The organism is Kurthia sp. FSL E2-0154 (genome assembly GCF_038003625.1).
Taxonomy (GTDB): domain Bacteria; phylum Bacillota; class Bacilli; order Bacillales_A; family Planococcaceae; genus Kurthia; species Kurthia gibsonii.
The window spans coordinates 721,540-744,046 of sequence record NZ_JBBOPO010000001.1; the positions used below are offsets into that span (position 1 = coordinate 721,540).

A 22,507-nucleotide genomic window follows, 5' to 3' on the forward strand; every position below is an offset into this window, starting at 1 on the left:
ACGATTTGATAGGGGTTATTTTTATTTGTAGTTCTTACTTAAAAAAGCTTTTGTTCGCTCGTGTTGCGGATTGTCGAAAATTTCTTCAGGTGTTCCTGCTTCTACAATCTCACCATCTGCCATAAAGACAACACGATCGGCAACTTCACGCGCAAATGCCATCTCATGCGTTACGACAATCATCGTCATATCTTCACGCGCTAAATCTTTCATTACTTTTAACACTTCACCTGTTAATTCAGGGTCTAGTGCAGAAGTCGGTTCATCGAATAATAGTAGTTCAGGGTTCATCATTAATGCGCGCGCAATGGCGACACGCTGCTTTTGACCACCTGATAGACTATTTGGCATCGCCTCAGCCTTATCTGATAAGCCTACTTTTTGTAATAGTTCGCTACTCTTTTGACGAAGGGCTTGTTTCTCTTGTTTTTTCACAAGACGAGGTGCCATCTCTAAGTTTTCTTGAACCGTTAAGTGTGGGAAGAGGTTAAAATGTTGGAACACCATACCCGTCTTCGCTGTAATCGCACGAATATCCTTTGCTTTCGGATAGTGACCATCTTTTGCAAGATATTCGCCGTCAATGACAATCGAACCACCATCAATTTTCTCTAAATGTACAAGACTACGAAGCATTGTACTTTTACCTGAACCAGAAGGACCAATCACTGCTACAACTTCATTCTTTTCAACAGAGAACGTAATACTTTTTAATACTTCATTTTGACCAAATGATTTTTTTAAACGATCAATTTCAATAATAGCCATGAAAATCCCTCCTATTCAAATGAAAATTTCTTTTCGAGTAGTTTAAAGATGAATGTTAAGACTGCAGTTAATAATAGATAGATGACACCCGCAATAACGAATGGGAAGAAGTTTAAATCACGATTTACAGCTGTCTGTGCATAGTGTAATAGTTCAGGAACTGCCACTGCGTATAGAAGTGCTGTATCTTTCATTAATGTAATCGACTCATTTGCAAGTGCTGGTAGGGCAATACGGAACATTTGAGGAATGACAATACGTGTTAATGTTTGGAATTTATTAAATCCAAGTACCTGTGCTGCTTCGTATTGACCTTTATCAATTGATAATACGCCACCTCTAAAGATTTCTGCAAAGTAAGCTGCATAGTTTAAAACGAATGCAATTCCTGCCGCTGTGAAACGATCTAATACTAAATATTCGCCAATACCTGGAATGACAGGAAGACCAAAACACACAACAATCAGTTGTAATAATAGCGGTGTACCACGCATAACATAAACGAATGTATGCGCTAACCATGCAAGTGGCTTAAATGCACTTTTTTGTGCCAACATGACTAAGAAGCCAAGTGGAATCGACAAAACAATCGTAATAAAGAATAACAGCAGTGTCATTTGAGCGCCTGTCAACATAGGTTTTAGTACAGACATAAAATAATCAAAGCTCATAAATAAATTGTCCTCCTCATTTCTTGTAAAAAGCTCCTTTGTAAGTGTATCGTGTTCACAAAAAGTCGACAAGTGTCAATTTCTCACACTTGTCGATGTGTTACGACCTTTTTACTTTAATACTTTACTTTCACCGAACCATTCTTTTGAAATCTTTTCAGCTTCGCCATTTGTATTCATTGTATCAAGTGCTTTTTGTAACTTGTTTAATAATTCTTCATTACCTTTTTTCACACCAATACCATATTGTTCAGGTGCTAAAGATTCTTCAAGTAATGTGTATGTGCCTTTTTCTTTTTTCATGTAGTAATCAATAACGACTTCATCAATAATGACTGCGTCTGTACGGCCTGATTTTAAATCGTTTAGTGCGAGCACATTATCTTTATATTCGCTCACGTTTTTCACGTCTTTTTTAATTGGGTTTGCATTCAATGCCTCAGAAGCTGAAGATTGTGCTTGTAAACCGATGTTTTTACCTTTTAAATCGGCTAATTTTTTAATTGGTGAATCCGCTTTTGTTACGATTACTTGTGCATTTTCTAAGTAAGGTTTAGAGAATAATACTTTTTGTTTACGTTCATCTGTAATTGTATAACCGTTCCAAATTAAATCAATACGTCCACTTTGTAATTCAGCTTCTTTTGTTGACCAGTCGATTGGTTGGAATTTCGCTGTATAACCCATTTCTTTCGCTGCTGCTTTTGCGTAGTCGATATCGAAACCAACTAGTTCATTCTTGTCATCTCGGAATCCCATTGGTGCAAATTGATCATCAACACCAATTACCAATTCTTTTTTATCTGAGCTATCTGCTTTTGATGTGCCACAACCTGCTAAAATAACTGACAAAGCAAGTAGTAGCGTAAAAATAAGTCCCATCTTTTTCATATGTATTCGCTCCCTTTTTTAAGTAAACACTTTAGTGTGCTAATGTATTAGTAAGTGAATATAGTATAACATTAAAAGACGAAATTAGACAACAGCTTTTTACGAAAAATAATAAGAACTTTTGGATTTACATTTACAACCAACTACCATTTTGTTACTGTAAACGTACAGTCAAAAAAGAGGAGGATTGTATGAAAAAAATCGTTACAGCTAGTTTATTGTGCGGTACTTTACTATTAACTGGTTGTACAGAATCGGCAGACAACAAAGAGTATACACGTACAGAACAACAAGCCAAAAATTATACATTATCAAAAGATTTCATAATGAATGAGATGAAATATAAAAGTTACACCATATATATAGAAGAAAGTCAAAAACAAATAGAAAAGACCATCGCAAGTTATGTAAAAAAAGAAGGCTTTAATGAAGAAGGGTATGACAAAGAAGGGTATGATCGACGTGGTTATAACCGGAATGGTTTTGATCGAGAAGGTTATGATCCAGATGGTTTTAACCGTTTAGGTATAAATAAAGAAGGTACTACACATGAAGGTAAACCATCGCATTTTAGAGCGCCATACGACCGTTATGGTTATGATGCAGCAGGATATGATGCAGATGGTTATGACCGCTATGGTTATAATCGACAAGGCTTTAATGAAGATGGTTTTAATAAAGAGGGAGACTATAAAGATGCGAGTGAGGAATCAATTCAAGCCTATAACAAACGAGAGTGGAATGAGATTCCGAAAGAAGAACAATTTCAGCATGCGCTGTATTTTCCATTAGTTCAAAATTGGATGAAAAAACAGCCGAAGCTTCAAGAACAATATTACGAACAAGGCGCACATCCATTTAGTGAAGCAGCCTACCACTTGAATTTACTTTATAATACGCAACCAGCACTGTTTGATGATTTACTACCATTTGTTCGTATAAAAGCAGTTGCACAGTTTCAACCAAACCATTTAAATAAGCATGATCAAAAAATTCGACTAGAAGCAAAAGACGGAACGATGTTAACGCTAATACAAGATGATGCACTATTACCGAAATATTTAGAGCGTAAATGGTCGACTCTTGAATCTGTGAAAGAGGGGCAAACCATCACATTAGATACTGAAGAAGGAGTAAGCGTAACTTACGAGGTAGTACAAGTGACAGATTTAGCACCAACTGAACAAATCTATATCGATGTAGCTCGCCAAGCCATTCAACAGTCAAAAGGCAAGTGGGCAGAAGCACAGTATCGTTTTGATGAAGCTTTTTATAAAGCAGTAGATGCAGAAGAAAAAGAGATTGCTTTGAATCAAGCTGTTTTAAATGAATTAAAAAAAGAGCGCGAAAAATCATGGCCTAAAAACTATCTACATGATTCTAATGAAGAAATTGAAGTATTTAATGAAGAAGCAAGAGAACAGCTGATTACACAACTCATGCATGATGTGAGTGGCTATGATTTGATGAAAAAAGAATTGAAGTAAATAAAAAATTGGAACCGTGCTGTGGCGTGGTTCCGATTTTTTGTTACGAAATGACATATTTTGAAGGTTTCATTGTTATTATTCAAATACAGGCTTATATGTAAAAGTTGTGTACCCACCAAGAATGCCAACCCCTTCAATAAGAAAAGCCTTCCTTTTTCATCTTCTAATTTAATACTTTTTTTTATTGAAGAAAAAATAATCTTCCGACGTTCTACTTACTACTTTTTCACCTTCTGTATTCGACACACATGCTTTTTCTTGGCAATCGAATGGGTGTTGAACGGCTAACCAATCAGTGAAAGAAGCATTAGATGGTTTTGCCAGTGGTAATATAAAAAGAAATATAATAAAAAGTGACCAGATAATGAGACTACTATGTTCACGTTTAACAATTGCTATCGTACCTATTACGAATGCAGCTATTAATAGAACAATTCCTAAAAACATTACGATGAAAGATTGTTTGATACCAAGAAAAATAATTATAATACCTAAAAAACCAAACAATAATGATAAACGTGAGTAACTTTTCTTCATAGTGATCCTCCAATTTCGCTTGAATTCTGATTTATTAAGGTTAGAGAAGACTTCTTTACTCAACATAAGAATAAGAGGATGCCTTGATGTAAATAGAGCAAGTATATAAGTTTAGATCAACACCTTCTACCTTACAATCCATTAAATTCGGCACCCACACATAAGTTGCTTGCTATTTTATAAAAAAGTCATACAAAAAAGAGACTGCGTAGGCAATCTCTTTTTCTATAAAAAACAACATGAGTAAAATGTGTTTCTATCTATTAAAAGGAATTAAGCGTTTTTTGGTTCGGCTGTAACAGCGGCTTCTTTTGGAGCTTCTGTTGTAACAGCCACTTCTTCCCAAGCGCCTTGAGCAAGTAATTTTTTCTTGCCAACCAATGCCCAGATAATTAAGAAGATGTTAATTACTAATAAAGCAAGTACTACGAATAGTACAGAATTATAAGAACCTGTTAAATGGAACATGAAACCGTATGCTGGTAACGCTAAGATCCCTGCTACTGCAAGACCAATTGCAGCTAGAGAGTAGATTTGAGCATAATCCTTCATACCAAATAATGAAGAAGTTAATAACGGTCCTAATGTACCTAATGAAGATGTTATAAATCCAAAGATTGTTACACCTACGATGAACATAGCAGGGCTTTGTGGAACTAATAAGAAAATGATAATTGGTACAACACCTAAAATCATTGCAAAAATTGCTGTGTTACGAGCGCCAATTTTGTCGGCTAAAATACCGAATGAAAGTGCACCAACTACGATACCAAGTTGCATGATACCAAGAGCAGTACCCGCGAATTTGATTGAGTAGTCATTTGTCATAGCGAATGGTGCTAAATGCTGACTGAATGAAGCGATTGACGTAATAATGAAGAAGAATAAAAATAACGCGATGAACGCAGTTGATTTTTTCGCTTTTGCGAAAGATACGCCACTGATTACTTGTGGTTCACTGTTTCCTTGTGCATTTGTTACTTCTTCAGCACCTAATGGTTGTAAACCTTTATCTTTTGGAGCAAAACGAATTGTTAATAAGATAATTGGAATAACGATTGCTGCAACTCCACCAGCTAAGATGAAGTAAGTGTTACGCCATCCAACGTCTGCGATTAAGTTACCAGCAGCAGGTTGTAAGATTGAACCGATAATACCACCAGTTGCTACCATGATCCCTAAAGCTAAACCGTTGTGTTTTTTAAACCAGTTGTTTAATAGAACAGGACCTGCGATTTGTGTTAAGAATACAGAACCGATTGACATTGGGATACAGAAGATGTACCAACCTCATACAGAGTTCATTAAACCGAATGCTGCAAAACCACCAGCTTGTAATAGCATAGCTACTACTAATACAACGCGAATATTATATTTCGCAATAATTTTACCTGCTAAAGGTAAGAAGAACATCGTTACAATTGAAGCGATTGAGAAGTATAGCGTTAAGCTACCCATACCAATACCTAAATCAGTTGTAATCGGTGTTAGGAATAAACCACCAATTGTCGATAAACCAGCTTTAGTTAAACCGACCATTAGAGCTACACCAATTAAAATTACCCAAGCGTAATGAAGTTTTTTCTTTGTTTTCATTTGATGGATCTCTTTCTATAGTCTCTGCTTAAATTTGTAAAATGTTAAAAAAATGATATTTTGATTTTTAGTATGAAAGCTAAAATATGATGTATGAATGAATCATTTTTAAAACTGAGAGACCTTTTTTATTTTTTTAAGTGCCGCAGCAGCTGTTTGCTGTACAAATATTAACGGAAGGTTAGAAATGTGTCAACACTGTGAATTGGCTGTAAATCGCTATTTATAAAGAAAAAAGTAGCTGGGAAATAGGTCAAAAAAGTATTGTCATAATTTAGAATAAAATATTTTAGTTCTAAAATATTAAACCTTAATACAATGGGTTTTTTAGAGATGTGTTAGTAGCGTGTCGAAAAAGCTCGATAAATAGATGAAAAAGAATTATTATTAATAATAAAAGATTGATTTTTGAGACTTTCTGGGAAAGAAAATAATAACGTGTAAAACTTTTAAAAAATCAACCCCTAAATTCGTGAAAAATTTTTTATTTTTAGCGTTTTGCGCTCGTTTTTTTCCAAAAATTACAAGTTTTTTTATAAATAAAAGGATATTTTTTGAAAAATATGCACAAAAAATTCATCTTAAAATTACTCTAATTTGAGTATTTTTTAAATAAATTCTCAATTAAATACGTTTAATTTATAAAATATTCCATATCAAAAATGTTATAAAACAGAAAAAAGGAATGTAACAGCTGTTACATTCCTTTTTGTAGTAAAGTAAGTTGTTTTCTAGTTCTCGATTTGGATATGAGTATTATTCAACGCCAAGTGTAACGCCCGTTTTTTTCAAGTATTGGCGATATGCAATACTTAATCTGTCGAATTTTAGCGATAATTCAGCTTGTAAATCAAGTGGTAGTTCTTCAGGTTTTTGATTTTCAACAATTGGCTTATCTTGTGCGAAGATCATATCTTGGAAAGCAACAATCTCCTCATCTGTTTGTCCTGTTTCATAATTGAACGACAAAATACCGTAAGCAACCGACTTTAATTCCTCAACTGGTTTGATTGTTAGAAGGATTGTCATCTTCGTCCCGTTATTTGGTTCTTCTTTTGTGAAACGAACGGTTAAAGGACGTAATACTTCATATGTATAGTACACGTTCTTCGATTGTCCAGAACCATCTGGATCAGGTTGGAAGACATCAATTGGTGTTGTGTAAATACGTTCGTCTTCTGTAATCACGCGATAATCACCAATAACAGGTTTGTCTTGTACACCTAAGTAGCCCTCGTGTACGAACGCTAAGTGACCAACATCTAAGAAGTTCTCTACAATACGTGGTGGTTTTGCTTCCACAGATTGTGGTCCCCATAATACATTACGGAACTCACCGCCCGTAACTTCTTCATATGGGAAGAAATCAGGGTTATTATTATTTAAATTTACCCATACAAAGCCATAAGCTACTTTACAACCATATTTGAATGCCTGTGCTTTTTGCGAGATTTGTTTGCCTTCAGGTAATTGTGGAATCTTCGTACAATGACCTTCATCATCATATTGCCATCCATGATATGGACAAACTAATTGGTCGTCTTTTACACAACCAAGCGATAATGCTGCCCCGCGATGAATGCATAAATCTTTGAATGCATGAATTCCTTTACGGTTACGGAATAATACAATACGTTCCCCAAGTACGATTTGTTGTAATGGCTGTTCTTTTATATCTTCCTCTTTGCAAACGACAATCCAATCGTTACGCAAAACTTCATCTTTCATCAATGTACATCTACTCCTTAACTAGCTAAATGGTATAGCTTTATTCTATAGGATAGAGAAAGGAGTCGTCAATATAAAACACGAACATTTTAAGTTTAAAATTTTAATAATGTTTGTATTTTGGTGTTTACAATTCAAAAAAACGTTTGTATAATGCAAATATAGTTTTGAAAGGGAACAATCGAATCCCTTTATTTTAAAAGATGTACATACAACTTGTTAAGACGTAAATTGAAATTAAAGGAGCAGTTCAAGTGGAGAATCCAAAGGAAAACACGAACAATTTTATTGGGGTGAATGAAAAGATTGGATGGGGGAGAGCTTTTTTACTTGGCACACAGCATGTATTAGCCATGGATTTATACATAGCACCGATCATCATCGCGAGCTTACTTGCATTAGGCAGTGATACATCTTTCTTCGTACAAATGTGCTTTTTAGCAGCAGGGATTGCAACACTGATTCAAACGGTTGGGGGACTAAAACTACCTGTTGTTCAAGGACCATCATACATTCCAGTTGGTGCCCTTGCAGCCATTGGCGGTAAATTAGGTTTAGGAGCTGTATTCGGTGCATTATTACCTGGTGCATTGTTAATTGCATTACTTGGTTATCCATTAAAAGTATTTGCGAAAACCGTTAAGAAAATCATTCCACCATTAGTGGGTGGGACAGTGATTGTTATTGTCGGTATCTCATTAATGCCGACAGCTTTTACAAGTCTTTATGACGGCGATGTAAAAACAAACTTAATCGTATCGGCAGTAACAGCAATTGTCTTAGTCGTTATGATGTTATTAGGTAGAAAAACGAGTGGTTCAGGTACATTCTTCCGTTTAACGTCTGTTGTTATTGCGATTATTGTCGGAACGATTGTTGCATCATTCTTCGGTTCAGTTAGTTTTGCGAAAGTAGCAGAGGCGAAATGGTTCTCTCTACCGACAGCATTCCCATTCGGTAAACCAGAGTTTAATTTACAAGCTGTTTTAACGATGGTATTCATTTATTTCATTATCTTAATTGAGACAACAGGTACATGGTTCGTTGTATCAACCGTAACAGGCGAAAAGTTGAATGAAAAACGCTTAAATAAAGGAGCAGTTGGTGAAGGTCTTGGCTGTTTCGTTGGTGGAATCGCTGGTGGTACACCAATGACAGGTTATTCATCAAATGCAGGGATTATCGCAATTACAAAAGTAGCGAGTAAACGCGCAATCATTGCAGCAGGGATTATTTTAGTCTTACTAGGCTTAATGCCAAAATTAGCGACAATTATTACATGTGTACCACTGACAGTTATTAATGCTATTTTCGGTATTGTTTGTGTGGCGATTATCATGAACGGTTTAAAAGTTATTCAAAAAGTAACAATTAATGACCGTAATATGATGGTCATCGGGATTCCAATCCTTTTAACAATTGGTACAATGGGGATTCCAGCAGAAGTGATGAGTAGTGTACCTGACTTCGTGAATTACATCTTATCATCAGGAACAGCTGTTGGTGCAATCGCAGTACTAATTTTAAACTTAATTATTCCAGCTTCAAAAGAAGATCAAGCAGAGGCAGCAAAACACGCTATTACAGAATAAAGTAATGGAAGGAATCGTATGAAGGATGGTACGGTTCCTTTCGTTTTGTTATAATGAAACACAAACAGTTTTAAGGAGAATGACAATGAAGAATCACGTAGATGAGGCGTATTTAAAGCTTTGCCAACATATATTAGAAGAAGGTCATGCAAAAGGAGACCGTACAGGTACAGGTACATGGAGTACATTCGGTTATCAAATGCGCTTTGACTTACAAAAGGGTTTTCCACTTTTAACAACAAAACGTACTGCTTTTCGCTTAATTGCGACAGAGTTATTATGGTTTTTAAAGGGCGATACGAATGTTCGTACATTAATCGCACAAAATAATCATATTTGGGATGAGTGGGCATTTGAAAAATGGGTGACAAGCGAGGAATACACAGGACCTGATATGACAGATTTCGGACGTCGTGCTGTAACAGACGAAGATTTTGCGCCAGTTTATGCGGAACAGATGCGTATATTCCAAGAACGTATTGTAGAAGATGCGACATTTGCTGAAAAATATGGAGATTTAGGACCTGTTTATGGTAAACAGTGGCGCTCATGGCCATCAGCAGATGGGGGAACGATTGACCAAATTAAACAAGTCATTACGTCAATTAAAGAAAATCCGAACTCTCGTCGTCATATTGTGAGTGCATGGAATCCAGCCGAAGTAGATGACATGGCATTGCCACCTTGTCATACATTATTCCAGTTCTATGTAGCAGACGGAAAATTATCGTGCCAATTATATCAACGCTCAGCAGATGTTTTTTTAGGAGTACCATTCAACATCGCTTCATACGCACTATTAACGCATTTAATCGCAAAAGAATGTGGTTTAGAAGTAGGCGAGTTCATTCATACCTTAGGTGATGCACACATCTATAAAAACCACCTAACACAAGTGGAAGAACAGATGTCACGTGAACACCGCGCATTGCCAACACTTGTATTAAATGAAGAGAAGTCCTCTATTTTTGATTATGAAATGGAAGATTTAAAAATCGAGGGGTATAATCCGCACCCAAGTATTAAAGCGCCAATTGCGGTGTAATACAAAAAGTCAGCTAGATGTTCTGCATACTAGCTGATTTTTTAGTTATGATTTGAAAATGAAAGTCCAGGGCATGCTTGTATAAGGAGGAATAGTTAGTTTAGGAATCGTAAAGATCCCCTCTAAATCACCAAAGCGGACAAAACGTTCTTGGAATGTAATGGTGTAATCTGTTGTATTATGAACAAGTAATGTGACAAGTTGTTCATTCTTGTGGTTCATCGCTGTTCGAATATGTGTATAGCACACATCCTTATTACAATATTCGAAAATTTGTTCAATTAATGTGCGATCTTGATGTGAAATGGTTCTATCCCAAGTTTGTTCAAATAGTAGTTTCATTTACTCACTCCCTTTTTTTAACAGTAGCAAAAAAAATCGAAAAACAAAAGTTAAGATTGTGTGAAAAGTTACTATTTTTAGTATGTATTACTCATTATAGAGAAAAAGAGTGAAATCCAATGTTTCTTCTATTAGAATAGAGAGGATAGAAAGAGAGGTGTAAAGAGATGATTTCTTTAATTGTAGCACACGATAATAATCGTGTAATTGGTCTGAATAACGAAATGCCGTGGCACTTACCAGGCGATTTAGCGTATTTCAAAGAAAAAACAATGGGAAAACCAATTATTATGGGACGCAATACATTTGAGTCAATTGGTCGTCCACTCCCGGGGCGTCGTAATATTATTATTACACGTAACAAGGCATACGAAGCAGCAGGAGCAGAAATTGTACATAGTTTAGAAGAAGCACTTGAGCTGACAAAAGATGCAGAAGAACAGATGGTGATTGGCGGCGAGCAAATCTTTAAAGAGGCATTGCCATTAGCAGACCGTCTATACATTACAAAAATCGACTATTCATTTGAAGGCGATACATTTTTCCCATCATATGAAGATTGGGTAGAAAAGACTACAACGGAAAACCATGAAGCGAATGGTTTTACTTTCCGTTACACAATTTATGAAAAAAGATAAGCACTGTACTACTATTGTAGTATAGTGTTTTTTTAGTAGGAGGAAATAGGATGCGAAACACATTTAAGCAAGTTCTATATGTTGTACTATTTGCGATGTTGATGACATGTACAATTGGTACAGCTGCACAAGCGGCAACAAAGCCAGCAATTAAAGGGGCAACAACAAAAACAATTACACTTGGAAGTACATTTGATCCAAAAAAAGGTGTAACAGCTGTTGATGCAAAAGGTAAGAGCCTTACAAAGAAAATTAAAATAACAGGCAAAGCCAACACAAATAAAGTTGGGACATACACATATATGTATCAAGTTACTATTTCAAAAAAACAAACTTTGAAAGTAAAAAGAAAAGTAATCGTTAAAGCCAAAAGTTATAAACTAAAAGAAGATACAAGACCTTTCACGGTAAAAGGTGGTTATGGTCGTCATGCACTGAAAAAAGCGGGTACGACTCTATCATTAATTGAAAAATCAACAGGCGGCTGGTATAAAACATCAGCAAATCATTGGATTAAAACAGGTCTTGTCGGGGACTATGTATTTATTCATGAAACAAAGCCAGTCTATGCAACATCTTCTACCAAAATATCGAGTGGTGTAGCTACATATGGTATTTCAAAAGTAGAAGGTACGTCGATTAAAAATAAGCGTATTAAAATTGCGAGTGGTTGGATTACAGCACCACCGTATATCGATCCTTTTGTATCAAAGGGAATTCAGGCACAGCAAGACGAAATTTTAAAGATTATGAACGCAGAACGTGCTAAAGTTGGCGCACAACCATTAGTGAAAGATGAAACATTATCAAAAATCGCCGTACTTCGTGCATATGATATGGTGACACATCGCTACTTCTCACATTATGCAACAAGTACGTATGGTCCTTACTATACACTTGTAAATCAATGGAATTACTGGTGCTGGGCAAGTGGTGAAAATATTGCAGCAGGAGCGAGTTCAGCAGCGCAATATATGAATATGTGGATGAACTCACCAGGACATAAAGCCAATATTCTCAATAAAAATTACAATCGCGTAGGCGTGGGCGTAGTGAAAAGTCCGACAACTGGTTGGTATAGCTCTGTCGCAACGCAAGTCTTTGCACAGCAATAATATAAGTAGAAAAGAGAAATCTCATTTGTATGGGATTTCTCTTTTGGGTATGGATAGGGGCAGTGACCCCTTTTCGCCCTCGAATGTCCTGTTTGAACGAGCGAATGTCCCGAATTGAAGGACGAGTGACCCAATTTTTTCTCCGAATGTCCCGTTTCGCCGGTCGAATGTCCCGAATCGAACAGCGAGTGCCTCTCTACATCTCTCTATCCCAAAATAAAAAAGATTGGATATTACTCCAACCTTCTCAATTAAACATATCCAATTATACAAATGAACATCATCGCACTACCGCCTAAAACGAATAGGTGCCAAATAGCGTGGTTATAAGGAATTTTTCTATTCGCATAGAAGTAAGCACCAACAGTATATAAAATACCGCCTGTTAATAGAATCCAAAACCCGTTCATCGTAATATGTGAGATGACGGGGTTGAATGCGAAAATAATGACCCAGCCCATCGCAATATAAAAGATGAGCGATAATGCTTCAAAGCGATGAATGAAGAATACTTTGAATACTATGCCGATGATTGTTAAACCCCATTCTAATGCGAAAATCGCCCAACCTAATTTCCCGCCGATTGCAAGTAGCGCAAATGGCGTATAAGTTCCTGCGATTAAAATATAAATGGACGAGTGATCAATAATCGAACAGATTTTTTTATAGCGCTCTGGTACGCTATGCAATAAAGTGGAAGCTAAAAAGAGAATCATCATTGAAATCCCGAAAATCGTGAAGCTCATCATGTAGAGGGGAGATTCCATCTTTTCTGCTTGCAAAATAAGAAGAATACAGGCAGGAATCGCGAGAATGAATCCAATACCATGTGTAATAGCATTCCAAAATTCCTCTCTCTTTGTTTTGTAATCATCTAGTGCACCATTCATGATGCATCCCTCCTTAAATTTGAACAACTTGTGATAATTCCATTATGAAACAATTTAACTTTAAAAAGAATTGACATTTGTCACATGTATAACATGACAAAAGAAAGTAAAATAGAAAATAAGAAAGCTCATTGTGCAAAAACACAACAAGATGCACGAAGGCAAATTTTAAAGGATGTGCTAGAAATGGGACGTATTCATATCGTAACCGATTCAACAAGTGGAATTACAAAAGAAGATATAGCAAAGTATGATATTCATATTGTACCGTTATCAATTCAATTTAATGGACAAACATATATAGACGGTGTTGATATTACACCTGAACAGTTTTTAGAGCGTATGGGAGAGTCAAAAGAGTTACCAAAAAGCTCACAGCCAGCAGTAGGTGTATTCGAAGAATTATTTAATGAGCTTGGTAAAGATGGCGATGAAGTATTAGTCATTACGATGACAGGTGGTATGAGTGGTACTGTGAAATCTGCAGAGGCAGCCGCAGCTATTTCAGATGCGCATGTAACGGTTGTTGATTCACGCTTTACATCTGGAGCGCTAGGGTTCCAAGTATTAGAAGCAGCAAAAATGGCGCAAGAAGGTCAACATTTAGATGACATCTTAGCTCGTATTGAACATGTAAGACAAAATACATACCTTTACGTAGTAATTGATACATTAGAAAACATGGTAAAAGGCGGACGAATCGGTAAAGCGACGAGTCTAATCGGTTCTTTACTCAATATTAAACCAATTGCGAACTTAGAAGGTGGCGAATATAACCTTGTGACAAAAGTTCGTAGCTACAAAGCCGTTACAAAGTATTTGTTTAAGCAATTTGAAGAAGATACGACAGGCAAAAAAGTACTTGGCGTGACGATTGAACACGCAAATGGTATGAAGATGGCCGAACCACTTGCCGAACAAATTCAAAAAAGTGGATTCAATGATTTAAAGCACAGTTTTACCTCACCAATTATTAGTACACATACAGGTCCTGGCGCAATTGGTTTTTGTTACTATACTGAATAATATCCCTTTTAAATAAAAGAAAACATTGTTACAATAAAAGGAAGTTAAGACGTTTTGTATGTGTTTTCAATCGATGAATCGTTTATTGAGAAATGAAAGAGATGAGAATCGCACAACAGGGCGATTCTCTTTTTCGGTTCAGAAAGGTGGAACGTGTTTGAAAAAGTATCATATACTTCTACTCGCCTTCATGTTACTCGCGTTGACAGGCTGTAGCGCAACGGAAGCAATTCGTGATACAGGGGTATTTAGTCGAGAAAAAGTATTACCTAAAAAAGAGATTGAACTAGTTGCATTAGGTGACTCCTTAACTGTAGGTGTTGGAGATGAAAAAGATGCAGGTGGTTATGTGGGGCGTCTTGCAAAAGAGATGCCTGAAAAAATGGATGGCGTTGAGAAAGTTAACATTACGCAAACTGCTAAAAAGGGTAGACGTTCAGATCAATTACTCACGCAGTTAAAGAGTGGTGAAATCAATGATGCATTAAAAAAAGCAGACATCATTACGATGACGATAGGTGGAAATGATTTGATGAAAATTTTAAGAGAAAATTTCACCACTTTGGAAAGACAGCATTTTGATAGAGAACGCCCGAATTATGAAAAACGTTATATAGAAATTTTTAAATTAATTCGTGCGCAAAATCAAACAGCACCAATTATTGCTGTAGGCGTGTATAATCCTTTAACTGTATATGCAGAAGACACATCTGAGTTTGAAAAAATTCTAGATGAATGGAATCAAGATATGAAAAATATCGTAGAAAAAGATGCATATGCCATTTTTGTACCAACTGTAGATTTATTTCATACAAATAGAGCAGAAGTTTATAGCGATGACTATTTTCATCCGAATGCAAAAGGATATACAAACATGAAGAATCGTATTTTTGAGACATTGGATACAGTAAGTGTCTATAAAAAATCAAACGGTCGCATGAAGATGAAGGGAGAAACAGTAAATGAATAAATGGAAAGTGGCATTCCTTACACTTTTAACATTAATTATACTTGGGTTTGCTGCACTTATTATTTTAATGTTAAGTGGTAAAGAAGACATGCCAAAACCAGAAGCGATTAATCGAACAGGTAGTAGTGTTAATATTTCAACAACACCAAAAGAATTCGAAGATTTGGCGAATACACTCATTCAGAATTCAAATGATACAAAGAATATTCAATTATGGTTAGAAGTAAATAAGGAATTGATTTTAAAAAGTAATGTAGAAGTATTAGGTGTTATAGTACCTGTTACGCTTGCTTTTGAACCAAAAGTAGACGATAAAGGGAATTTAGAGTTATATCAAACAAATGTAAAAGTCGGAATGCTTGATTTACCATCTCGAACAGCTTTACAATTGGTAAGAGATAGTGGTGGCTTACCCGAATGGTTGACAATTCAACCGAGCGAGAAAACAGCTTATATTGACCTATCTTCATTCAATTTACCAATTGATGGTGTAGGAACAGCGCATTTACGTGCGAAAACCTTTAATCTAGAGAAAAAAGAAATTACGCTACAAATCGTTATTCCTAAAAAATAATGAAAAGGAGTGAAATCGATGGCTACTGAAAAAGCAATTTTTGCAGGTGGATGTTTTTGGTGTTTAGTAAAGCCTTTTGATAAAGAAGAAGGGATTATTCGAGTCCTATCAGGTTATTCTGGAGGACATACAGAAAATCCAACATACGAAGAGGTATGCCTCGATTTAACAGGTCATTATGAAGTGGTGGAGATTGAATATGACCCAACAGTGTATCCCTATGAGAAATTAGTGGAAACATTTTGGACATTAATCGACCCAACGGATGAAGGCGGGCAATTCTATGATCGTGGCTCATCTTATCGAACAGCTATCTTCTATACAACAGAAGAACAAAAACGCATTGCAGAGAAGTCAAAAGCAAAGTTACAAGCCTCTGGTAAGTTCGGACATGAGATTGTCACACCGATTTTACCAGCGAAAAAATTCTATTTAGCAGAAGAATACCATCAATATTATTATCGTAAAAATCCAGAGCATTATGAACGCTATCATGTCGGTTCAGGACGCGCTGCTTTTCAAGAGAAACATTGGGGGACTCAACATGAGAAATAAAGAAGAACGTTTAAAAGAATTAACACCATTACAATATCACGTGACACAAGAAGAAGGAACAGAGCCACCTTATCAAAATGAATATGATAATCATTTTGAAGAGGGAATCTACGTGGATATCGTATCGGGTGAACCATTATTTTCTTCAACAGATAAGTACAATTCAGGTTGTGGTTGGCCTGCTTTTGCCAAACCAATTGATGAAACAGAATTGACAGAATTAGAAGATCGTCGCTTACTTAGTGTTCGTACAGAAGTGCGTAGTAAGGAAGCAGATTCACATTTAGGACATGTCTTCCCAGACGGTCCGAAAGAATTAGGCGGCCTACGCTACTGTATCAATTCAGCGGCACTTCGCTTTATTCCAGTTGCTGACTTAGAAAAAGAAGGTTACGGTAGATATCTAGTACTATTTAATAAATAAAATAATGAAGAGGACCTCAGCTCACGCTGAAGTCCTCTTTTTCTATTTATACAGTTACTTTTGCTTTTTCAAGTGCTTGTGAAATATCTGCAATTAAATCGTCAACATGTTCAAGTCCAACAGATAGACGAAGTAAACCATCTGTAATGCCACGTTTTTCACGTTCTTCTTGTGGAATGGCGGCGTGACTCATCGTAACAGGATACGAGAGAATCGACTCGACACCACCTAAACTGACAGCGAAGATTGGGATTTGCATGCTTTCTACAAATACTTTTGTGAAGTCACGAGTTGGTAGTTTAAATGATAGAACGGCACCTCCAGAAGTACTTTGACGCTTATGGATGTCATAACCAGGATGTGTCGGTAATCCTGGGTAGTAAACATCGACTACATCTTCATGTTGTTGTAAAAATTCTGCGATTTTTTGTGCATTACGTGACGACATCTCAAGTCGTGCATGTAATGATTTAATTCCTTGAATGACAGAGAAGCAGTCATGTGGTCCAAGAATACCGCCCATCCCGTTTTGAATCGCGTAAATCGCTTGACCGAGTTCTTCGTCTTTTGTGACAGCGAGCCCTGCAATGACTTCACTATGACCACCTAAAAACTTCGTCGCACTATGCAGTACAACGTCTGCTCCTAAGTCGAGTGGTTTTTGATAAAGAGGTGTCATAAATGTATTATCAACGAATGTTTTTAATTGGCGCTTCTTCGCAATTTTAACGACACCTTCTAAATCCGTAATCCCAAGCAGTGGATTTGCAGGTGTTTCAGCATAGAGTACAACTGTATTCGGCTGAATCGCTGTTTCAATCGCTTCTAAATCCGTGAAGTCAGCGAAGGTATGCGTAATCCCGTACTTCGGTAAAAGCGTTGTTACAAAGCGATAAGTACCACCATATACTTCGTTCGTTACAACAATATGGTCACCAGCATTTAATGTAAGTAAAGCTGCTGAAATGGCACCGATTCCTGAAGCAAAAGCAAAGCCACGTGAACCATTTTCAAGCTGTGCAATTGTTCGCTCAAGTGCATCGCGCGTTGGGTTACCAGAACGACTATAATCATATGGGCCAAAAGCATCGAAATGCTCTTGGTCAAAGGTAGAAGAAGCGTAAATCGGTACATTAACAGCCCCAGATTTTGCTTCGTAATCATGTTTTGTAGCACCTGTAATTAACGTTGTTTCAATTTGTTCTTTAGTCATGTACAACAGCCTCGCTTTCTAATACGTTAAATACGTTTTGTAAATCCGCAATTAAATCTTCTGCTTCCTCAATGCCAACCGAGAAACGAAGAAGTGAATCATCTACGCCACGCGCATTGCGAATTTCTTCCGGAATGTCTGCATGTGTTTGCGTTGTTGGGTACGTAATAAATGATTCAACACCGCCTAAACTTTCAGCGAAAGCAATCAGTTTTAAATTACGTAAGAATGGATCAATCTGTTTTCCAGATTGCAGGCGGAAGGATACCATGCCACCGCGTCCAGCATATAAAACGTCACGTACATGTGGCGACTTCTGTAAAAATTCTACAATTACTTGAGCATTTGCTGTATGTTGTTTCATACGAAGGTGTAGTGTTTTTAAACCGCGAAGTAGTAACCAGCTATCAAAAGGTGAGAGTGTCATACCAATCGCATTATGTTGTAAGAAAAGACGTTCACTTAGTTCAGCACCTTTTGACACAACCAGTCCTGCTAATACATCATTATGTCCACCAATATATTTTGTGCCACTATGCATAACAATATCTGCACCTAACGCAATTGGGCGTTGATAGTAAGGTGTTAAAAATGTATTGTCGACAATCAATAAAATGCCATGTTTTTTCGCAATTTTCACACATTCTTCGATAGAAATTTCCTGCATTAAAGGATTCGTCGGCGTCTCTAAGAAAATCGCCTTAACAGGATGTTCAATGACAAGTTGTTCCACCTCCTCAAGAGATGAAAAGTCGTTAAAGATTGCTTGAATACCATATTGTGCTTCATATTGTGTTGCCAGTCGGTATGTGCCGCCATATAAATCTTCCGGGTAAATCACTGCATCACCTGTTTTAAATAGCGAGAGGATTAAATGAATTGCAGCCATACCGCTACTACAGGCGAAACAAGCATCTCCGCCTTCTAAACGTGCAAATTCCTCCTCTAATACCGATCGCGTTGGATTTTTTGTACGCGTGTAATCAAAGCCTGTTGATTCTCCAAGACCTACATGGCGGTAAGCAGTTGAAAGGTAGATTGGGGCGTTGATTGCACCTGTTTTTTCATCTGTATGTGTTCCCACCTGAGTTAAAAGTGTTTCGATTTTTGTCATTGTCCTCATCCTTTTTTTGTGTAATAAAAAAAGTTTTCTTCTAATAGTAAGAAGAAAACTCTAAGTAAGAGTGATTCTTCTTATCTTCAAGAACTGCGTCTTACTGGATTTAGCACCTGTCCCTTTAAAGAGGGGGTTGCTGAGATTTCGTCGGGCCATGTCCCTCCATCTCTCTCGATAAGAAAACCTATTTAATTAATCGATTATTAGTCAATTAATGGAATCTTACCATGCAAACTGCAAAATTTCAAGCTAAATTAAATAATTATTCAGAATTTAGAGAAGATAAAAAAAGAACCGTAGTCTAAACTACGATTCCCATTTGATTATTTTTTTGTCATTGTTACAAAGTCTTTGTAGACGTAATTCTTTTGACCATTGAAGTCGAACTCAACCCAACCGAATTTACTTGTAGAATTCACATGAATTTTCGTACCTTTTTTCAAAATACCAAGTGATTTTCCTTTTGTTGAAGCTGTTTTATAGTAATATACATTCGATTTAATTGTCGCATTTGCAGCTTTTTTTGAAGGAACTTTTGATACAAGTGTGTCAGTTGCTGGTTTTTTAGTTGTTGTCGGTTTCTTTGTTGTTGTTGGTTTCTTTGTTGTTGGTTTTTTCTTTGTATTCAACTTCACGTGATCTTTTGAAATATAAGCCAATTTATTATTGAACTTCACTTGGTACCAATATGTTGTTTCTTTATAAATCGTAACATTTGTTCCTTTTGTTAATGTACCAAGATTTTTTGATTTTGGTGTAGATGCCGCACGTACGATTACGTCTTTTGACACAACACCTTCTTTTTTTGTGGTAGCAAAAGCTTCCGTAGCAGGTAAGGTATAAGGTAGAGTAGCACCTGTTAACATCCCAAATGCTAATACGTATTTTGTTAATTTCATTTTGAATCACTCCTCGATTGCTTATACTAGCACTTTTTATCAAAAAAGAATAGGGAATATCCGTTTATGTTGCTGGAAAAATGTTATTTTATGAAAAATAGGGCGTTTGATATGGAAATAAAAAAACAAAGACTAGGACAGAAGCAAAGTAAATACTTAGCTAGCCTAGTCTTTGGTCAGATTACATTTTAAACTGTTGAACTAAATCGCGTAATGAATCTGCTTGGCGTGACAATTCTTCTGAAGATGCATAAATTTCTTGAATAGATGCAGAGCCTTGTTCAGCCGCCGCTGCCGATTGATCTGCTTGATGTGCTGTATGTTCAGCCATCGAGTTGACTGCGATGAACGACTGCATAACATCTTGACTGACATTCTTCGTCTCAGCGATTCGCGTTACCATGTTTTCAATAATACGAATCGTTTTCTCTGTCTCGCGTGTAATGGCATCGAATGTTTGAATCGTTTCATTCGTAATTTCGACCCCTTGAATGACTTTCGACACGCCAGCCTCATTTTGCTTGACCATGACCGAAATCTCGTCTTGAATCGTGTGTACAATCGTTGCTACTTCACTTGCAGCGCGTTGTGATTGTTCTGCAAGCTTTCGGACTTCATCTGCTACAACCGCAAAACCTTTACCATGTTCACCTGCACGTGCCGCTTCAATCGCCGCATTTAAGGCAAGTAAGTTCGTCTGTTCAGCAATACTCGTAATCGTTCCGATAATCGATGTGATCTCTTCAGAACTTTCACCAAGACCTGTGACAGTTTGGTTCGTATTCGCAATAACTTCTTCAATCTCCATCATTGATTTTGCAGACTGTTGGATTTTATTTTGTCCTTCTTTTGCTGCTTCACGCATTGTCGCTGAAGTTTGACGTAAATCCTGTGCATCATCATTCAGTTGCAGTGTTGTTTCTTCTAGATGTGACATTTTGTTAGATGATTGCTCCATTGAACGAATCGTCTGTTCACTGCTCTCTGCGATTTCCGCAGTTGAGTTCGCAATCTGTTGAATTGTTGTCGCGTTTTCCTGTGCAGAAGCAGTCAGTTGTTGGCCACTTGCAGATACATTCTCTGTTAAAGCACTGACTTTTCGCACTAAATTCGCAATCGACTCAATTAATGTGTTTGTACTAGCAGAGATTTGACCAAATTCATCGTCATTTTTAATTTCAAGACGTTTTGTTAAGTCACCACCTGCACTTGCCATATCCAATAATGAACGATTAATTTTGTGCGTATTCACTTTAATTGTACGGAAGATCGCTGTACCTGACATAAATACGAGAATAATCGATAATAGTGTTAAAACGAAGAAAATAATCATCGAAACTTCCGTGCTTTTTTCTACTTTTTTAATTTGCGCTTTTGTATTTTTAGCTAATACCTTATTCATCATGTCTATGTGGATATTTACATACGACATAGCTTTAGCGCCTGTTCCAATCTGAACAATTCGTTGTGCCGCATCTAAACCACTCTCTTTACGAACATCAATGACGCGTTTAGAATAGGTTAAATAGTTATTATAAAATTGATCAATCGAATCAATTCGGTCACGCGCATCACCTTTTTTATTAAAGACTTTATGTAAATCTTGAAGTGTTTTATCAATTGTTTCTTTTTGTTCTTCATATTGTCCAAGATATACATCGCTACCTGTTATAATAAAGCTCTGTTCTAAGTTGGATAGTTGTGCAATTTCACCAGCGAGTAAATTGACGCGCATTTGCTGATTTACATTTTTACCCGTCAGTGTTTGGAGTTCATCTTTCAAGCGTTCTGTATTATTGTAAGATACAATAAGCATCGCTACTAAAATAATGGAGAGGACTGCGAAAACAAGTACTACACGCCCACGAATTAATTTAAGAACCTTGAACGATTTTAAAAATTTTTTGGGAGTGGCATTGTTTTTAGAACTTTTCTTACTCCGTTTCGTAGCTTTTTTAGAAGTGGGTACTTTCTTTTTTGTCATAACCATCGTGTCACCTACTTTACGTAATTTGAAATTTTCTATCTATTCTATATATTACGGAAAAAGAAGTAAAAAAGCCATACAAAAATTTCAAAAAACCAATTCTAATTTACTAGTTAAGGAGAATATATATGCGACATAGTTTCTATCAATTTGCATTAACTTACAGAGGAGGAGGTAAAAATGATGTTTTTGCACGATTTGCAGAAGCGATGTTTTTAGATCATACCTTTCCAAAACAATCGGAGGACTTTGATGAACTTTCTCGTTACATTGAGGAAGCCGCAGACTCTGATATGACAGCGATTACGTTCGATGATTTTTGGGTATTATACGTAGAGCGCGAAAAATAAGTTTTTAGATTGTCAGATGTCAGACATTAAGTTACAATAGCATAGAATGAAGACTTCCAAGCGAGTTAAAAAGAGCATTTGTTTTCAAA

The 22,507-nt window shown here is 36.5% G+C and carries 24 protein-coding genes and 1 riboswitch; of the genes, 11 read left to right on the forward strand and 13 right to left on the reverse strand.

Annotated features, from left to right (window positions below; all coding sequences use genetic code 11):
* Positions 1-21: 21 nt before the first annotated feature.
* From MHB75_RS03435 to MHB75_RS03445, 3 genes are all read right to left on the reverse strand, one after another.
* The gene (locus tag MHB75_RS03435; RefSeq protein WP_141274133.1) at positions 22-768 is read right to left on the reverse strand and encodes an amino acid ABC transporter ATP-binding protein; all 747 of its coding nucleotides are present in this window, start codon (positions 766-768) and stop codon (positions 22-24) included.
* A gap of 11 nt (positions 769-779) precedes the next feature.
* Positions 780-1,439 carry an amino acid ABC transporter permease gene (locus MHB75_RS03440; RefSeq protein ID WP_087680570.1) on the reverse strand — a complete coding sequence of 220 codons (660 nt, stop codon included), beginning with the start codon at positions 1,437-1,439 and terminating at the stop codon, positions 780-782.
* Positions 1,440-1,550: 111 nt separating this feature from the next.
* Positions 1,551-2,330 carry an amino acid ABC transporter substrate-binding protein gene (locus MHB75_RS03445; RefSeq protein WP_340995933.1) on the reverse strand — a complete coding sequence of 260 codons (780 nt, stop codon included), beginning with the start codon at positions 2,328-2,330 and terminating at the stop codon, positions 1,551-1,553.
* 191 nt (positions 2,331-2,521) lie between these two features.
* On the opposite strand from MHB75_RS03445, the gene MHB75_RS03450 reads away from it, so the two are divergent.
* Positions 2,522-3,817, forward strand: a complete 1,296-nt coding sequence (locus tag MHB75_RS03450) for a hypothetical protein (protein WP_340995934.1) — start codon at positions 2,522-2,524, stop codon at positions 3,815-3,817.
* Between the two features lie 171 nt (positions 3,818-3,988).
* On the opposite strand, the gene MHB75_RS03455 is transcribed toward MHB75_RS03450, so the two are convergent.
* The 4 genes from MHB75_RS03455 to MHB75_RS03470 all read right to left on the reverse strand — a co-directional run bounded on the left by MHB75_RS03455 (position 3,989) and on the right by MHB75_RS03470 (position 7,681).
* A complete protein-coding gene (locus tag MHB75_RS03455; protein ID WP_340995935.1) occupies positions 3,989-4,357 on the reverse strand; it encodes a hypothetical protein in 369 nt (122 codons plus the stop codon).
* A 273-nt stretch (positions 4,358-4,630) separates the two neighbouring features.
* Positions 4,631-5,623, reverse strand: a complete 993-nt coding sequence (locus MHB75_RS03460; RefSeq protein WP_340995936.1) for an MFS transporter — start codon at positions 5,621-5,623, stop codon at positions 4,631-4,633.
* A 24-nt stretch (positions 5,624-5,647) separates the two neighbouring features.
* On the reverse strand, positions 5,648-5,953 hold the full coding sequence (locus MHB75_RS03465; protein WP_340995938.1) for a hypothetical protein: 306 nt from the start codon (positions 5,951-5,953) through the stop codon (positions 5,648-5,650).
* Between the two features lie 756 nt (positions 5,954-6,709).
* Entirely contained in the window at positions 6,710-7,681 is a 972-nt protein-coding gene (locus MHB75_RS03470) for an aromatic ring-hydroxylating dioxygenase subunit alpha (RefSeq protein WP_340995939.1), read from the reverse strand.
* Positions 7,682-7,935: 254 nt separating this feature from the next.
* Between MHB75_RS03470 and MHB75_RS03475 the strand changes: the two genes are divergently transcribed.
* Together MHB75_RS03475 and MHB75_RS03480 are read left to right on the forward strand one after the other, a co-directional pair.
* Positions 7,936-9,273 carry a uracil-xanthine permease family protein gene (locus tag MHB75_RS03475; protein WP_068454054.1) on the forward strand — a complete coding sequence of 446 codons (1,338 nt, stop codon included), beginning with the start codon at positions 7,936-7,938 and terminating at the stop codon, positions 9,271-9,273.
* A gap of 85 nt (positions 9,274-9,358) precedes the next feature.
* A complete protein-coding gene (locus tag MHB75_RS03480) occupies positions 9,359-10,318 on the forward strand; it encodes a thymidylate synthase (RefSeq protein WP_340995941.1) in 960 nt (319 codons plus the stop codon).
* A gap of 45 nt (positions 10,319-10,363) precedes the next feature.
* Here MHB75_RS03480 and MHB75_RS03485 read toward each other — a convergent pair whose 3' ends face one another.
* Positions 10,364-10,660, reverse strand: coding sequence for an SLAP domain-containing protein (locus MHB75_RS03485; RefSeq protein ID WP_068454048.1), 297 nt, complete (start codon positions 10,658-10,660; stop codon positions 10,364-10,366).
* A gap of 167 nt (positions 10,661-10,827) precedes the next feature.
* On the opposite strand from MHB75_RS03485, the gene folA reads away from it, so the two are divergent.
* Positions 10,828-11,298 (forward strand): type 3 dihydrofolate reductase, encoded by a 471-nt coding sequence (gene folA / locus MHB75_RS03490; RefSeq protein WP_340995944.1) that lies wholly within the window; start codon positions 10,828-10,830, stop codon positions 11,296-11,298.
* Positions 11,299-11,348: 50 nt separating this feature from the next.
* Positions 11,349-12,413, forward strand: a complete 1,065-nt coding sequence (locus tag MHB75_RS03495) for a CAP domain-containing protein (RefSeq protein WP_340995945.1) — start codon at positions 11,349-11,351, stop codon at positions 12,411-12,413.
* A gap of 251 nt (positions 12,414-12,664) precedes the next feature.
* On the opposite strand, the gene trhA is transcribed toward MHB75_RS03495, so the two are convergent.
* A complete protein-coding gene (trhA, locus tag MHB75_RS03500) occupies positions 12,665-13,303 on the reverse strand; it encodes a PAQR family membrane homeostasis protein TrhA (RefSeq protein WP_141274125.1) in 639 nt (212 codons plus the stop codon).
* Positions 13,304-13,489: 186 nt separating this feature from the next.
* Between trhA and MHB75_RS03505 the strand changes: the two genes are divergently transcribed.
* The 5 genes from MHB75_RS03505 (at position 13,490) to msrB (ending at position 16,852) form a co-directional block, all read left to right on the forward strand.
* Positions 13,490-14,329 (forward strand): DegV family protein, encoded by an 840-nt coding sequence (locus MHB75_RS03505; protein WP_340998546.1) that lies wholly within the window; start codon positions 13,490-13,492, stop codon positions 14,327-14,329.
* 157 nt (positions 14,330-14,486) lie between these two features.
* Positions 14,487-15,299 (forward strand): GDSL-type esterase/lipase family protein, encoded by an 813-nt coding sequence (locus MHB75_RS03510; RefSeq protein WP_340995946.1) that lies wholly within the window; start codon positions 14,487-14,489, stop codon positions 15,297-15,299.
* The gene (locus tag MHB75_RS03515; protein WP_340995947.1) at positions 15,292-15,873 is read left to right on the forward strand and encodes a YpmS family protein; all 582 of its coding nucleotides are present in this window, start codon (positions 15,292-15,294) and stop codon (positions 15,871-15,873) included. The genes MHB75_RS03510 and MHB75_RS03515 overlap by 8 nt, the downstream gene beginning before the upstream one ends.
* A gap of 18 nt (positions 15,874-15,891) precedes the next feature.
* Positions 15,892-16,428, forward strand: coding sequence for a peptide-methionine (S)-S-oxide reductase MsrA (msrA, locus tag MHB75_RS03520; RefSeq protein WP_121176645.1), 537 nt, complete (start codon positions 15,892-15,894; stop codon positions 16,426-16,428).
* Positions 16,418-16,852, forward strand: a complete 435-nt coding sequence (msrB, locus tag MHB75_RS03525; RefSeq protein ID WP_340995949.1) for a peptide-methionine (R)-S-oxide reductase MsrB — start codon at positions 16,418-16,420, stop codon at positions 16,850-16,852. The genes msrA and msrB overlap by 11 nt, the downstream gene beginning before the upstream one ends.
* Before the next feature lie 46 nt (positions 16,853-16,898).
* Here msrB and MHB75_RS03530 read toward each other — a convergent pair whose 3' ends face one another.
* From MHB75_RS03530 to MHB75_RS03545, 4 genes are all read right to left on the reverse strand, one after another.
* A complete protein-coding gene (locus tag MHB75_RS03530; protein ID WP_340995950.1) occupies positions 16,899-18,065 on the reverse strand; it encodes a PLP-dependent transferase in 1,167 nt (388 codons plus the stop codon).
* Positions 18,058-19,179, reverse strand: a complete 1,122-nt coding sequence (locus tag MHB75_RS03535) for an aminotransferase class I/II-fold pyridoxal phosphate-dependent enzyme (RefSeq protein ID WP_340995952.1) — start codon at positions 19,177-19,179, stop codon at positions 18,058-18,060. Before MHB75_RS03535 ends, MHB75_RS03530 begins: the two co-directional genes overlap by 8 nt.
* A 77-nt stretch (positions 19,180-19,256) precedes the next feature.
* A riboswitch (SAM riboswitch) is annotated at positions 19,257-19,363 on the reverse strand.
* 142 nt (positions 19,364-19,505) lie between these two features.
* The gene (locus MHB75_RS03540) at positions 19,506-20,081 is read right to left on the reverse strand and encodes an SH3 domain-containing protein (protein WP_340995953.1); all 576 of its coding nucleotides are present in this window, start codon (positions 20,079-20,081) and stop codon (positions 19,506-19,508) included.
* A gap of 181 nt (positions 20,082-20,262) precedes the next feature.
* Positions 20,263-22,065, reverse strand: coding sequence for a methyl-accepting chemotaxis protein (locus MHB75_RS03545; protein ID WP_340995954.1), 1,803 nt, complete (start codon positions 22,063-22,065; stop codon positions 20,263-20,265).
* Positions 22,066-22,196: 131 nt separating this feature from the next.
* Between MHB75_RS03545 and MHB75_RS03550 the strand changes: the two genes are divergently transcribed.
* A complete protein-coding gene (locus tag MHB75_RS03550; protein WP_340995955.1) occupies positions 22,197-22,418 on the forward strand; it encodes a YozE family protein in 222 nt (73 codons plus the stop codon).
* Positions 22,419-22,507 lie beyond the last annotated feature (89 nt).

What these genes read in the sequence shown, in the direction of transcription:
- MHB75_RS03435 (WP_141274133.1), bottom strand. Translation starts at nt 768, where the DNA reads ATGGCTATTATTGAAATTGATCGTTTAAAAAAATCATTTGGTCAAAAT.
- MHB75_RS03440 (WP_087680570.1), bottom strand. Translation starts at nt 1,439, where the DNA reads ATGAGCTTTGATTATTTTATGTCTGTACTAAAACCTATGTTGACAGGC.
- MHB75_RS03445 (WP_340995933.1), bottom strand. Translation starts at nt 2,330, where the DNA reads ATGAAAAAGATGGGACTTATTTTTACGCTACTACTTGCTTTGTCAGTT.
- MHB75_RS03450 (WP_340995934.1), top strand. Translation starts at nt 2,522, where the DNA reads ATGAAAAAAATCGTTACAGCTAGTTTATTGTGCGGTACTTTACTATTA.
- MHB75_RS03455 (WP_340995935.1), bottom strand. Translation starts at nt 4,357, where the DNA reads ATGAAGAAAAGTTACTCACGTTTATCATTATTGTTTGGTTTTTTAGGT.
- MHB75_RS03460 (WP_340995936.1), bottom strand. Translation starts at nt 5,623, where the DNA reads ATGTCAATCGGTTCTGTATTCTTAACACAAATCGCAGGTCCTGTTCTA.
- MHB75_RS03465 (WP_340995938.1), bottom strand. Translation starts at nt 5,953, where the DNA reads ATGAAAACAAAGAAAAAACTTCATTACGCTTGGGTAATTTTAATTGGT.
- MHB75_RS03470 (WP_340995939.1), bottom strand. Translation starts at nt 7,681, where the DNA reads ATGAAAGATGAAGTTTTGCGTAACGATTGGATTGTCGTTTGCAAAGAG.
- MHB75_RS03480 (WP_340995941.1), top strand. Translation starts at nt 9,359, where the DNA reads ATGAAGAATCACGTAGATGAGGCGTATTTAAAGCTTTGCCAACATATA.
- MHB75_RS03485 (WP_068454048.1), bottom strand. Translation starts at nt 10,660, where the DNA reads ATGAAACTACTATTTGAACAAACTTGGGATAGAACCATTTCACATCAA.
- folA (WP_340995944.1), top strand. Translation starts at nt 10,828, where the DNA reads ATGATTTCTTTAATTGTAGCACACGATAATAATCGTGTAATTGGTCTG.
- MHB75_RS03495 (WP_340995945.1), top strand. Translation starts at nt 11,349, where the DNA reads ATGCGAAACACATTTAAGCAAGTTCTATATGTTGTACTATTTGCGATG.
- trhA (WP_141274125.1), bottom strand. Translation starts at nt 13,303, where the DNA reads ATGAATGGTGCACTAGATGATTACAAAACAAAGAGAGAGGAATTTTGG.
- MHB75_RS03505 (WP_340998546.1), top strand. Translation starts at nt 13,490, where the DNA reads ATGGGACGTATTCATATCGTAACCGATTCAACAAGTGGAATTACAAAA.
- MHB75_RS03515 (WP_340995947.1), top strand. Translation starts at nt 15,292, where the DNA reads ATGAATAAATGGAAAGTGGCATTCCTTACACTTTTAACATTAATTATA.
- msrA (WP_121176645.1), top strand. Translation starts at nt 15,892, where the DNA reads ATGGCTACTGAAAAAGCAATTTTTGCAGGTGGATGTTTTTGGTGTTTA.
- msrB (WP_340995949.1), top strand. Translation starts at nt 16,418, where the DNA reads ATGAGAAATAAAGAAGAACGTTTAAAAGAATTAACACCATTACAATAT.
- MHB75_RS03530 (WP_340995950.1), bottom strand. Translation starts at nt 18,065, where the DNA reads ATGACTAAAGAACAAATTGAAACAACGTTAATTACAGGTGCTACAAAA.
- MHB75_RS03535 (WP_340995952.1), bottom strand. Translation starts at nt 19,179, where the DNA reads ATGACAAAAATCGAAACACTTTTAACTCAGGTGGGAACACATACAGAT.
- MHB75_RS03540 (WP_340995953.1), bottom strand. Translation starts at nt 20,081, where the DNA reads ATGAAATTAACAAAATACGTATTAGCATTTGGGATGTTAACAGGTGCT.
- MHB75_RS03545 (WP_340995954.1), bottom strand. Translation starts at nt 22,065, where the DNA reads ATGACAAAAAAGAAAGTACCCACTTCTAAAAAAGCTACGAAACGGAGT.
- MHB75_RS03550 (WP_340995955.1), top strand. Translation starts at nt 22,197, where the DNA reads ATGCGACATAGTTTCTATCAATTTGCATTAACTTACAGAGGAGGAGGT.